The organism is Candidatus Avelusimicrobium luingense (genome assembly GCF_902757105.1).
In the GTDB taxonomy this organism is placed as follows: Bacteria; Elusimicrobiota; Elusimicrobia; order Elusimicrobiales; family Elusimicrobiaceae; genus Avelusimicrobium; species Avelusimicrobium luingense.
Map to the genome: position 1 here is coordinate 15,205 of NZ_CACVTK010000006.1, position 14,021 is coordinate 29,225.

Below are 14,021 nucleotides of genomic sequence, written 5' to 3' on the forward strand. Positions count from 1 at the left end.
CATACTTTTGGACACTATAAAACCACGATTATTTTGGTTAACTTTGACAACTTATGTATCCAATAGCGTATAAGTATTTGCAGAAAAGAAAATATTAATTTAACTTGGCTTTGAAGTTTTTATAGGCAGTGGCGGCGAAAAGTTTGGCGTTTTGCCATTTTTCGGCCAGTTTTTTTTCTACTTCCTGCGGTTCATACGCTTTGGGTAACATGTTTTTTATTCCTCGGTTTTTTAAATTGCGTGATGTGACTTCACGCGTAACCTATCTATATTTTATCAATTATAAAGGGTAAAAAAACGCCCCGGCTTGTTGAGGCCGGGGCTAAACGGTTAGTTTTTGCGGGGAAGCGGGTCAATGCGGCATTCTTCAAAGAAGTCTAAGTTTTTATCGTATGCCGTGCTGTCTACTTCCATTAACGAAAGAAGCGAGTGGGAGATGTTGTCGTGCGAGAACTGGCCTTTCGCCGCTTTTTTCTTTAAACATTCGTAATCCAAATGGTCGGACTTTTTCATAACGTCGCTCATCCAAATCACCATGGGGACGGCCGTCTGTTCTTTAGGGGCGATGAAATACGGCAGACCGTGCAGGTAAACGCCGTTTTCACCGAGCGATTCCCCGTGGTCGGACACGTACATCATGCCGCTTTCGTATTCGGGGAACTTTTTGAGAATATCGATTACGCTCGCGGCGATGTGGTCCGCGTACAGAATGGTGTTGTCGTACGTATTTTTGATTTGTTCCTGCGTGCAGGTTTGGATTTCTTCCGTATCGCAGGTGGGGGTAAATTTCTTAAATTCCGGCGGATAGCGGCGGTAGTACGTCGGGCCGTGGCTGCCGATGGTGTGCAGAACGATAAATGTGTGGCCTTTGATGTTTCTTAAGTATTCTTCCAGGCCGTCGAGCAGAATTTCGTCTTTGCAGTAGGTGCCGTCGCAGAAGCGTTTGTCTTTCAAATCCATTTCCACATTGGGCACGCGCTGGCAGACGCCTTTGCAGCCGTTGTCGTTTTCTTTCCACAAAATTTCATACCCGGTTTGCTGTAAGAGGTCCAGCAGGTTTTCGGTGTATTTGGCGTCGGTGGGGCTGAAATCTTTGCGGGACGTAAACGAGAAAATCGCCGGAACCGACACCGCCGTTGCCGTGCCGGCGGACTGGACGTTTCTAAAGTTGACGATATCGTGTTTTTTAAGTTCCGGGTTGGTTTCTTTTTCGTATCCGTTTAACGAAAAATTCATTGCGCGGGACGTTTCGCCCAGTACTACGATAAATACCGTTTTTTCTTCGTCCGGGTACGGTACGTGTTCCGCTTCTTCGTCGAGTTTGATAAACGGACGTTTCTTTTGTTGTTCAATCTGGAAATAGCGGATGGTGGCGTACACGTAGTTGTGCGGGTTTACCAGGCGGCGTACTTCGCGGTTGTTGCGGCCGAACGAGGCGTATTCTTTATACACAAACGGCGCTAAAACAAGCACGCACAGCAAAAGGATACCGCAGCGCGCCAGGCGGGCGGTAACTTCTTTCCAGAAAGGTCTAAAAACGATTTTTACGCGCGCCAGCCACACGGCGGGTACAATACCGCCCAGCGTCAGCCATAATACGGACAGGGGCGTGATTAAATCTTTCACTTCGCCGGGGTGCGTTTCAAACGTGTTGCGGATCATATCCGCGTCGATAAACGTACCGAATTGGAACATCAGGTAGTTGGTCGCGCCGGAAATGATAAGCAAAAGTATCATCAGCGGTTTGCCTACATACGGAAGGAGCAGCAGGCTGAACGCCAGATACATCAGCGTAAACACTGCAAGTGGGATGGACAGCATGAACAGTGTGTTCGTAAAACCGGAAACTTCGGTATGCGTCCACACAAAACGCCAGAAACTGCAGTTTAAGAACAGCAAGAACCAGGCGGACAGTAACGCCGTCACGCGGACAGCGGGAATTTCGGGCCTTTTTGCCAAAAGGGAGAATAGTTTTTTCATATATAATATTTTACATTTTTTCCTTCTCGTAGCCGTTATTTACGTCTTCTCCGGCTTCTATAAGCATTTTTACGCATTCGGGGCAGAATTTCCAATAGTCACTAATCCTTGCTATGCACTTGTGAAACTCGAACTAGCCAAAGTGCCAAAATAATAATGGGGAGTGCTAAAACTGAGTATAAGAACTATGGTACACTATAATGGACACGCTCTCGTCGAAGGTTCTGTGCTTGTTGGGCGCACGTCTTAAAACATACCCGTTCTCCGTCGAGAGCGGGTTTTTTTCTTATACTTCCTCGTCGGTGTTCCCAAAAGCAAAAAACGCAAAAAAAGCAAAAAAGTGTATATTCTTAGTGGACCCTTTATGGTGTACAATAAACGCTAAAATTCTTCTTTTTCTCGTCGACAAAATCTAAATTATACGCTCTTTTTCTGCAAACTATATCCGCACAACCTAAATTCCCAAGATTTTTTTACATACTATAATTAGTACTTCTCGTCGAGGAAGTATAAAAACTACTAAAATTTTTTGCGAAAACTATGAATATACTGGGCACAGTTTGGACACTATAAACTATAAATTTTATGGTACACTGCGAAGCGATTTTTCGTGATTTTTATTATGCCAACCTACATACTTGTGGACACTATAAAACCTCATTTGATTCTGCATACATACTTAAACACTATTTATCAAAAATTCTCTTGATATAGTTCTTGTCACTTTGAAATAGAAAATGTCGTTCGCCAAAATCTTCCACTTCCCAGTCTAAAGCCCAATTAATTAGTTCTTTATCGGTAACAGATAAGATGAAGGAATCTAAAGTAATAGAAGAATCTTTTAATTGCCTTTCTATCTCTTTGATTCGTTGATAGAACATAATTTTAGGATCTTTTTTACCGTTTAAATTACGCGTACCTTTAGGGTCAATAAACACAACACGTTGTGCATTGCCTTTAATAATCCAAAGTATGAAATCCGGGAAAAAGCCACCTTCTTCAAAAAAACCTATACCCACTTTACTACGGTTACGCAAAAGGTATACTTCTTGATCTTTTAGCTCTTCCTTATGGGATTGGCAATACCCTCGTAAATCCGTAACAAATTTTCCTTCTCCTTCATTTAGAGGCACTGGTTTTACTTCTAACAGCTCATTTTTATTGGTTTTTAGAAGCAACGGATTATATAGATGTTTATCGAAGTATATTGCGGAAGCTAAAGTCATATCAAAATCCTTAAATTGCTTGGATTTGATAAGGTTTTCCAATTCTTTTATCCGCGCAATTACATCCTGCTCGGAATCACGCACATAAATCTTATATTCTTCAATAAAATTATTATCATCCGGCTTGATCTCACAATATTCTAATTTATCCTTTTCCCAATCGGATTTTTTGTAAGTATAAAATTTATCGCAATACTTCTTTACCAACGTTAGGGAAATATCATACACTTGCTCAAAATCAGCAAAAGAAGTAATTCTTAAATCTTCTCGTGGAATATATAATTCATACCAGTCATTATGCTTATTAAATAATTGCTTGATATCTTCCACATTCAGGTTTAAATTGTACCACGATTTTTCGGCCTTATATTCTTCCAATTCCAAATATAACCGCTCCCAATCCATAAACGCTAAATGAGCCGGCGTCAAAAGATTTGTTTCTTTTTTCAAATCTCGCTCACTATCCTTAATCTCCTCGCTCTTTAGCGCTTGTATTTTAGGATACCAATCTACCTGTACTTTGTTTTGTTGTATGTATGGGACATATTGCAAAGTCGGTTTTTCTCCATTTTTCTTAAAATCTACTCCGCTTTTTAGACGAACAATTTTCAATTTTTTATTAGGCAAATTTTTAAGAACAGGTATAACGAACTCTATTTTTCTTCCTGTCGGCATACCCTCGCGCTTTAAATAATCCTCAAATTTTTCCATATAATTGGCCTTCACACCAAATATATTTAAGGTTTCCATGCAGTTTACTACCTCTTTGTGGTAAGGCCCCCCCCGATATTCCGATCTAGAAGTCCTCTTTAAACGTTTTTGGTATCCTTTTAAGCGCACACCACGACCAAAAAGTTGAATGATTTGGGAACCTTCCTGCTGGCCGACATGCATAAGCCCCATCGTGCTTACTCTAAAACAATCCCATCCCTCCATAAATTTCTTTGAACCGATTAAAACATTTACCTCAGAATCTTGCTCTTTTATGGTATCAAACAAAGACGTTGAGAAATTTTCCTCCCCCAACACAAACAACCCGGTATTTTGGCACTTTTCCAATAACATTTCCGGTTCCCCTACGTTAATGACGCCGAACGGTGGATTGTTTGCTATCCTCATGGATATTTCTCCTTCTATGCTTTTTAATTTATTTAAGTGCAGTGCGCCCGACGCCTGTGATTTAAAGATTAACCGCAAAATATCGTTATACACATCTTCCCCTCGTTTGGTAATAAGCGTAAACGTATTGGCAAACACATCTCCTCCAGATTTGAATTTATTTTCCAGTAATTGGTTGATATGGTCTATACTTTGTTGTTTATTGTGTACAAAATCAGCCAAAAAATGCAGAATATCCATCGCATCAGATATTTGTTCCGCCTGATTATTTTTATTTTGGCGTCCGACGACGGTAGCCCCTACAAAGACCAACAAAGGTTTTTCCCAATTAAACTGCTTATATTCTGCGGAATGATTATCCCATGTTAGTAACTGTTGGTAGAAAGCGAGCAAACATCCCGTTAAATAAATTTTGCGATACTCCTTATTCGTATCGTCTTTCAAGTTCATGATACGATAATCTTTGCCATAGCCGTCCTTATAAAACCACGAATAGGAATAGTCAAACAGCGTGCATTTACAATACTCATAACGCATATCTTTCTTGTCGGCTGCTTCCACCGCTTGTCCCAGTGTAGCGGAGTACTCAAAGGCAAATCCTTTAGAAGACAACTTGTCACGTGTATTTTTAGTAATTTGTTCATCACTGCGTGCGCCTTTATGGGCCTCATCCACAAAAACCAAATTATTATTTTCAAAAGAATTAACGTCTATTGTTTTAGCATCTTTTCCTTTCCCTACTTTCCCCTCTTCTTTTAACTTATTGATATCAATAATTTGTATCGTATCTTTGGCAAACAAACTACCTGCATTTTTATCAAAAAACTCAGCAGAAATTTGTGATAAATTAAAATTATCTAAATGCTGTCTAGAAAGCCCTTCGTTAGGGGTAATTAGCAAAATCTTATTCAAACTATCTTCTTTGTGGTGTTTTGCTAAATAATACTTGTATTGCAGTAAATTAACATGCATGAGGAGTGTTTTGCCCGAACCAGTAGCATTCCAAACAGCCACTTTATTGATGTCTTCTAGCGTGTATGGTGGAATATGGTTCCATTCCGCATGGCTTTGTTTAAAAGCATTTAAATCTTGGAGTAATTTTTTGCTATCCGTAAAAAATTTGTCCAAAAATATCTCCGTAAACAATAAGCATGCCCATTGGAAATACTTCCATACAATAGGATCTGGCCGTTTACCTTGCATGGCTTTGGTATGACGGGCTATGTTCATATCATAGCCGAGTAAGGTGTCTTTATCTATTTGAGCATTTGAGAAAAAGGATGAATTGATTAAAAAGTCATAAAAATAACTGCTTCCGTCTTCTTTCCATCCTTCTTTGGCGGGTTTTAAGGTATTAGACAAGTCTTTAAAATCCTCAAAACCGATTTGATTTAATAAAAAGCGGTTTAAGATTAGCTCATCTGCAAAACGGATTTCATTTTTCTTTGTCGTTTTTCTAGCCATAATTATGCTTCCTGCACATCAAACATGCGTTTTAAGAATTCCGCTTCTGTTAGGCGAACTTTCCACGTTTCATCTTCTTTGCGGAGGTTTTCTAGGTTATTGTCGCCATTTACATAGATGATGTCAAACTCGTGATCTTGTGTGGAATAAGCACGTTTTTCAAACCATGTGTTTAAGGCCTCATTGTTTGTTTTGGCTACATCACGCCATAAAACGAGCACTTTTTCCCCATTGCGCGTAACACCTTCTACGGACACTACTCCGCGCGATTCTTGTATATTGTGCACTTCTAAGCCAATCAAGTAGTTAAAAGTTTCCACTAAATCAACGTTTACACGTTTGGTTTCACCGTTACGGGTAATATTTAGTGAATAATCAAACGGATGGTTAAAATCGTGTACCGTCAATAGAGAGCTCTTGGTTTCTAAATCCATCATATACTTGAGCGTATATTCTTCTTGGATGGATTTGTTTTCGGAAAATAACTGCTTTTGGGCAGCTGTTCTCTCAAATGACAAATTATCTAACGCATCTTCGTAAGATTCCAAACGAATATATTTAAATAAACCACCATATTGATAATCACTTATTCCACATTTTTCTCCATGCAATGCTTTTTTAATACGCTGAATAACAATATTATCAAAGTATTTCCCCATTTCCACCAATATTCCTTTCCGGCGAAGTTTATAAGCAGCAGCAAGAGTCGTCCCGCTTCCCCCAAAAAAATCTAAGATCAAGTCATTTTGATTAGATGATGCTTCTATAAAAAATTTTAATAGAGCCTCAGGTTTTTGGGTCTTAAATTCTGGAATTCTCTCCGGATTTGTCGACGCCATTGTTGGAATATGAGAAATGACATCATTGGCATGTTTACCACCTTCCTTTGGATAAACTTTTCCATAATATACTTCTCCATTGGTTCTAGTGCGTTTTACCAAAGCAAACTTCTTCCCATTTTCATCAATTTGATTGTACCTTCCTAAATTTTCGTCTTTATATGGTTGTGCTGGATTGTTCCATATAGCATTATCAATATTATTTTTTAAGTAAAAAACAGTGTCATGAGAATGTTGATAAATATTTTTAGATTCTGTGCCTCTAAAACCTTTATTCCAAATTATTTCGTTGGTCACGTCGGTAAATATGTTCTCTAACAACAATCTTCCCAGGAAATCAGCGTTTTCATCTAAATGAAGGTAACAAGACCCTTGCGTAGTAATTAAAGGTTTCATTAACTGAAAACGACTACACATAAGGGAGAGCCACGAAGATGTTTGATAATTATCCTTATACAAAAAATCAGTATCATTCTCCGTGTTAAATGGCGGATCTATATAAATACACTGCACTTTTTCACGGTATTTTTCTTGCAGCAAGTTTAATGCTTGGAAGTTTTCACTATGAATGAGTAAGCCGTCGCAATTTTTGTCCAAATCATCAATACGAGCAAGCAGCTTATACTTGAACTCTATACTAAAGAATGCTGTGTCTAGCACCAAAAATGGGTTTTCCTTCAAAAATTGAATGGTCAAGGGCACGCTATAGCCCACATGGGTAGTATCTTGTTCAATTTCATTAATGGCAAACAGTTTTACCCATTCTTCACGTTGGGCATCATTTTGGGCAATTTCTTCGTATAGCTCTTCGGGTACACGGTCTAGGGTAATACAATAGTTTGTCTCTAGTACGAACTTCTTTTTAAGCCATAATTTCTTTTGGAAATCTTCCAAACTGGCCAAAAAGGTAATAATTTTACCCGCAATTTTGCGGAAAACCTTAATTTTAGCCAAATACTGCTCTACACGCAGAGCATTTTCGGTTTCTATATCGTCCAAGTGCATCATTTCATTCTTGATATAGAAGTCTAACTCTCGCCGCAAAAATTTACCCAAATTCTTGTGGATAAAATAGTCAAAAGTATTTTTGGCTGTAAAATCATCTAAATGCTTACCCAATAAGGTACTTTTGGCCTTTCCAGCCCCTCTTTCCGCACGCAACTCTTCCCGACAATCAGCCAATACACTATTTTGTAATAGTGCTTGCGCGGCTTGCTCATTAAGTCCTTTTTGATTGGGTTTCTGCGGGTCTGACAAATACGAAAAAGAGATAATATACTCCCCGTTTTCCTTGCGTACAGGGTTGGTTTCCAACAGTTTAAATCGTCGGTCATCTTTTCCTTTATTGTTATTTTGTTCAGTAGTGGCATCGGTTACTTCAAAGCGGATTTTATGTGGACCCGCCTTAAACGTATAATTGGTCAAAGTTTCGCTGGATTTTATATAGTATTGGTCCGCATTAGCCCAATACAATTTAACTTCTTCGCCTTCATACGGCAAGGCATATACACCCTCTTTATAACGGCGCAACGATAAAAAGTCACCTTCTGAATAATAGCGTTTAAAGAAGTTATACAAATCAGAGTAAATTTCAGTTTCCGTCTTTTTAGCATCAAAAGATTGCGCAAGTTTGGCACGTAATTCCTTAATTTTGGGAAGTTCCTCAATATTTTTCACCCCAGTTTCTTTAAGCGTGGCAATTGTTTTTTCAAGTTGTTCTTTAATCTCTTTGTTATCATTTGCCGTATAATTTTCCAACTCGCTTTTTACCTGGGCAAGTAAATCATTGTCGATAAAAGAGGCAATTTCATCCGCTTTTAAGTTCATAATGCGGTAAATACCAAAATCAAGTTCCCGTTTGTCCAACTGGAAAATCTCGTGTAGTTTTTGTTTTAACTGCTCAAATGCGGTCATATTATCTCCTATTGTAACTTCCATTTAAATGTGAATAAATGTTGCGTTGTCATTTTTGAAACAAGACGTTTTTTAAGTGTGTCTATTAATTGCTGACGCTCTTCCATAATCTTGTCTTCTATGTCTTCAGCTTCACGGCGCAGGCGGCGTTTCTTACGCTCCAAGGTAATGATTTCATCTTGCAGGGCTGCCTTACGAGTCATATTATCGGCTTGAGTTTCTTCCCTAAGGAGCACCTTTATACGCTTTTTGACATCATCTAATTCCTTGTCCACCATGTACAATTTGTCTTCTATATACTTGTTAATCTTTTCAGTTTCTTCTTTAAAGAAGCTCATGTTTCGATTTTCGGATTGCTGTTTGGCATGTTCCAAATTTTCCTTTTCTAACTTGGCAAGCAAATCCTTTTCTACGGGTTGCGGAATTTTTTCTTCATAAACATCCGCAGCCGATAAACGAAGCATTTCTTCTAATGTTTCTTGGTCTACGGACTTTTGATAATTATCAATTCCTGTAAGTACGATATATTCTTCTTGTTCGAAACTGTGAATGGTTAGCAACTGGGCCGAGCACCATCCAAACAAACGGTCTTTTTGCATTTCTTCCAAATACTTGTGCCGTTGCTTGGCATGTGAAACGTCAAAAGTTATCTCTGCTAGGTGGCTGGTATCCAAATCTTTAGCCGTTTTAACAATATATTCTCCTAACGGAGACGATAAACGGAAAATAAAGGAAGATTCTATATCTTGGTGTTTATCGGTTTGTGTTAAGAAATAATATTTGCCACACTTGCCTAAAGAAGGGTTTTCTAACGTGAAAGAGAACTCCTGCTCGTCAAACACACCATCCTTTTTTAGGATTTCCTTAGCCAATGCCCAAAATAGTTTTTGGCGATCCGTTAATTGTATTTTGGTTTGTTCCAAATTAACTTTTAGACGTCGGTGAACGTCAGCATCAAAATTGCGTAATAATTCCTGTTTAGTACGACGAAGTTTTTGATCAATCGTACTTTCCATTTCTTTTTGTAAGTTATCAAATGCTTTGTCTATTTCTTCCGGTGTACGGCAGGTTTGATAAATATCTAAAATCTTATTTTCAAAGTCTACACCATCTTCAATAGACCCCAAAATTTCATCAGAAGCTCCAAACACGCCTTCAAACAATTGGAATTTTGAGGATAATAATTCAAACACGCGTTTATCAGCTGCATTTTTTTGATTTACAAAGTTAATAACAACTACATCGTATTTTTGACCATACCTATGGCACCGCCCAATACGTTGTTCCACACGTTGAGGATTCCACGGCAAGTCATAGTTAATAACCAAAGAGCAAAATTGCATGTTTAACCCTTCGGCGCCCGCTTCGGTGGCAATCATAATACTGGCATCATTTTTAAATTGCTTTATAAGTTCATTACGCTGTAAACGATTTCCACCGTGAAATAGCACTATTTGGTGTGCATATCCGTGAGCAGACAGGTAATCATATAGATATTTTTGTGTTCTACGGCTTTCTGTAAAGATAAGTGCTTTTTGGGGAGCCCCCATCTTTTGCATTTCAGCAAAACCAGTTTCTAATGCTTTCACTAATTCTTCAGTTTTGTTATCTGTGCCTACTTCTTTGGCTAAAGCGATGTAAGATTTAATCTCGGCTATTTCCTTGTCTAATACTTCTGTGTCTACATTTTGGTTTTCTTTATCTGAAATAGCAATATCTTCCTGTTCATCTTCTAAATCAGCTTCTATGATCAGATCATCAAATTTTTGATCTTCGACGACAGTACTTTGCCCCGCTTTAATTTTTTCCATGCGTTCTAACATGGTAGAAAGGGTACCGCAAATAGCCAAAGACGAAGATGCCAACAACTTATATAAAATCAGTGAAATTAAGTGTTTTTGACGATGCGGAATAGCATACACACTTTCTTTTTGTAAGAATTTTGAAACCTTTTCATAAAGGATCTGCTCTTTTGTAGAAGGCACAAAAGGAAATGTAATGGGTTTGCGCTTCGTGTAGCGTATGTACTCTAATACATCAGAACGAAGTGTACGTTTACAAAAAGCAGCCAAACGTTCTTTTAACTCCTTATAGTACCCTTGGGTAGTTGTGTATTGAGCACGGAAGGATCTGTCGTCTCCGAAAATATTAGGGTCTATTAGCAAACTAAGGCCATATAGTTCCATCAAGGAGTTCTGTAACGGAGTCGCTGTGAGCAAAATCTTTCTACGCCCATTTAATGCTCTTTCAAGTGCCCGACCGATTTTATTGCTTTCACGATATACATTACGTAATTTATGGGCTTCATCCAACACAACCAAGTCCCACGATACTTTAACAAGTTCCAATTCTTGCTTAGCGGCAAAATTGTACGACACAATAATAACTTTGTCGGTTAAATTAAAAGCACCAGTAAAATATGTCTTGGAATCTAAAATAATGGCGGGCAAATTAAATTTTTCTTCTAATTCTAGTTTCCATTGCTCTCGCAAAGCAGCCGGACAAATAACCAATAAATGACGTTTCCTTTCAGCCCAATACTGACACAATACAATTCCTGCTTCAATAGTTTTTCCCAAACCGACTTCATCAGCGAGCACAACCCCTTTTGTTAGAGGGGACTGTATGGCAAATGAAGCCGCTTCTATTTGATGCGGATTGAGATCTACTTGGGCATCAAGCAATGCTTGGGAAAATCCGCCTAATTTTCCCGTTTTATCTAATCTTGTAAGTTCGTAAGCAAAATATTTACTTTGTTGTTTAGACAACATAACGATTCCTTTGAGCCGTTAATGTTGTCAAATTGGATTTGTAAACAAAAACGGCTGAAGTCGGTACTCCAAAGGCGGGTATACCAACAGCAGCCGTGTCACATAATCTTAAATAGAAGATTCTATATCAAGAATATGCGAACATTTGGCAGAAGATAGAAGGGCTCATGACTTCCCAAATATCTTCTACCGAAATGGCCGCTTTTGGACGCCTTTGGACATTGAGTGTACTCAACAACCATCCTATTCTACATAGGATTCCAAAAACAGTACTAATTGTTTATAAGCCACATTTAAGGCTTATTTTAAGTTAAAGTCTCCTTTAAAACTGATACTTTTATTTTAGCAAACCTGCGGTAATAAACGTAAAAAAATCCCTAAAATGGGAGATTAACATTAAATTATTCTTCTTTTTCTATACGACAATGATAAATTTTCTACAATATATATAGATTTTCTAAGAGGAGATTTTTCAAGAACTATGTGTGTATTAACTTTCTTACAACAAAATGCAGAATGGATGTGTGCAATCGCAATTGCTTATTTCGCTTGGAAACAGTATGCCATCACACAACTCCAAATTCAACAAGATTTGCGCATGCGCCGTTTGGAATTGGCGCAAAAGCTAGATGAGGCATGTAAGGAGTTCCCTCAAGATAAAACGTCTACAGACAAACTACTGGAATGGTGCATGTCACATCAAAGCGAATTTATTTTTCTTCTGCAAGGAAAAGATGGTGTTCCTTTCGCTCGATTAATGAAATTGGCTATTGATTTGCGACAAAAATATATGGCAAATTCATCTGTAGTAACTGAGTCTGATGTCAAACAATTGTATACATTGGTTGAACAACTAGACTATGCTTTAGGGAACGCTAGCTACGGTTTAACCGAAATCAAACAAAACAAAAGACAACAATAGATTTGTTGTAAGATAGAACAAGTATGAAAATTTGTTATATTGACGAAAGTTATGATAAAAATAAACGAATTGTGGTAGTGGCAGCAATTATGTTTGATATTACCCGCATGAAAAAAACAAAAACTGAATGGAATGCCTTGCGGACAATTCTATCTAAACACTTGGAGCATAATTTAGAAGAAATACATACTACTGATTTGTATAGAGGTCTCAATATATGGAAAAAAGTTCCAAGGGAACGACGATTTAAACTAATAGATGAAATCATTAAATATATCAACGAGAGAAAACATAAGATTTTGTTTTCTGCGGTTGATTCGGAAAAGTTAAGCGCCGTTGAGCAGAATGAAAATTTTAAGAAATTATTAAAATGTAAAGGATTGCATGATAGCACGGCAAAAATTGAAATATATCGACTAGCAGCCATGCATTTGGCCCTTTGCGTACAAAAATTAAATATGAATGAGAAAAACAACAAGGGAGACTCTCTGTTGGTTTTTGATGAGAAAGATAACACCATTATTGATTTAATATGGAATCTTCCGACTTGGGCTCATGAATATTATCTAACGGGGGAAAAATATAAAAAAATGGCATCAACAAATTCTTTTCACTTGCCCAATATTGTAGATGTTCCATACCATGCGGACTCTAAGAAAGTATTAGCTATCAACATTGCAGATTTTTATGCTTATTTTCTAGCTTTATATACTTCTCTAAAGGAGGGTATACAGAAACCCGATTCTCGATTTGATGAAATTAAACAAGTAACAAAATGGATACAGCAAATGACCATATCTTTCGTAGATGACAGCAACCGGTGGGTTATAAAAGGTAGGAATAATTGTGAGGATTTTTTTTACCAAATTGCACCTGATGCACTTAGAACCATTAAAAAAGATATGAAGATGAAAACTGTTACTTATACAGAATAAACACTAGAAACTTCCCAAGCATAATAAAGAAGGAAAGTGAGGAATATTTTTATGAAAGATATTTTAATAGCAATTTTTTCGGCATTAATTGGAGCCATTTTACAAAAAAGGCATCGTGGTAAACTCCTATGGTTGCTGAAAAATGAACGTTTAATTACCCCAGATATTGGAGATCCTGCAATCAAGATATACTATAAAACAAAAGTTATTAAAGGCTTGTCTATTGCTAAGATATTAGTTGTCAACGATGGACAGGTTCCATTAACTCAGCAAGATTTTGTAAATGGAAAAGGAATTGTTATCGAAGGGAAAGAACATTGCCGTCTGCTACGAATTGATGTTATTGAACACACCGATACAGGCAATGTTTATACTACCTGTATTAGTAAAGATCGCAAGAGCGCTATTATTAAATTTCATCACTTCAATGCCGGAGATGCTTTCTTGTTACAAATTTTTCATACAGGAAAGCAGGGAAAAGATTTGGAATGCTCGTGTTCAGCAACAGGAATCTCTGCAACAGAAAGGATTTCTATTATTGGACACACCTACTGCGATCTTATAGTTACTACCATACTACAAAGCGTATTTTGTATAGGGATATTTGGCCTAAGCGTATCGTGGATTGCACAAGGAGGAATAAAGTTATGGTTGAGTCCAATTCTATTTCTTTTAATTATACTTGTTGTCATGGGATCGATTGCATCTTGGGAATTCGAATATCGTTTTAAAGGTTGGTATAAGATAGCAAGAAAAAACGGGTTTTAGAAGGTATAAGCAAATTCTATAACCCGTCCCCGGTCACAATCCGGGGATTTTTAAATTATTTCTTTTCGAAAAAATTCAAATAC

The 14,021-nt window shown here is 37.7% G+C and carries 7 protein-coding genes; 3 read left to right on the plus strand and 4 right to left on the minus strand.

What is annotated here, in order from left to right; genetic code table 11:
* Nucleotides 1-330: 330 nt before the first annotated feature.
* The 4 genes from ACQY3H_RS06045 to ACQY3H_RS06060 form a co-directional block, all read right to left on the minus strand.
* Entirely contained in the window at nucleotides 331-1,980 is a 1,650-nt protein-coding gene (locus ACQY3H_RS06045) for a phosphoethanolamine transferase (protein ID WP_428075680.1), read from the minus strand.
* A gap of 686 nt (nucleotides 1,981-2,666) precedes the next feature.
* A complete protein-coding gene (locus tag ACQY3H_RS06050) occupies nucleotides 2,667-5,789 on the minus strand; it encodes a DEAD/DEAH box helicase family protein (RefSeq protein ID WP_428075681.1) in 3,123 nt (1,040 codons plus the stop codon).
* Between the two features lie 2 nt (nucleotides 5,790-5,791).
* Nucleotides 5,792-8,542: a DNA methyltransferase gene (locus tag ACQY3H_RS06055; protein ID WP_428075682.1), complete on the minus strand. Its 2,751-nt coding sequence runs from the start codon at nucleotides 8,540-8,542 to the stop codon at nucleotides 5,792-5,794.
* Between the two features lie 8 nt (nucleotides 8,543-8,550).
* A complete protein-coding gene (locus tag ACQY3H_RS06060) occupies nucleotides 8,551-11,313 on the minus strand; it encodes an SNF2-related protein (protein ID WP_428075683.1) in 2,763 nt (920 codons plus the stop codon).
* Between the two features lie 481 nt (nucleotides 11,314-11,794).
* Between ACQY3H_RS06060 and ACQY3H_RS06065 the strand changes: the two genes are divergently transcribed.
* Genes ACQY3H_RS06065 through ACQY3H_RS06075 form a run of 3 tightly spaced genes read left to right on the plus strand, consistent with a single transcriptional unit; the run spans nucleotide 11,795 to nucleotide 13,938 of the window.
* Nucleotides 11,795-12,235: a hypothetical protein gene (locus ACQY3H_RS06065; protein WP_428075684.1), complete on the plus strand. Its 441-nt coding sequence runs from the start codon at nucleotides 11,795-11,797 to the stop codon at nucleotides 12,233-12,235.
* A gap of 23 nt (nucleotides 12,236-12,258) precedes the next feature.
* Entirely contained in the window at nucleotides 12,259-13,170 is a 912-nt protein-coding gene (locus ACQY3H_RS06070) for a DUF3800 domain-containing protein (RefSeq protein ID WP_428075685.1), read from the plus strand.
* A 51-nt stretch (nucleotides 13,171-13,221) separates the two neighbouring features.
* The gene (locus ACQY3H_RS06075; RefSeq protein WP_428075686.1) at nucleotides 13,222-13,938 is read left to right on the plus strand and encodes a hypothetical protein; all 717 of its coding nucleotides are present in this window, start codon (nucleotides 13,222-13,224) and stop codon (nucleotides 13,936-13,938) included.
* The last annotated feature ends 83 nt before the right edge of the window (nucleotides 13,939-14,021 follow it).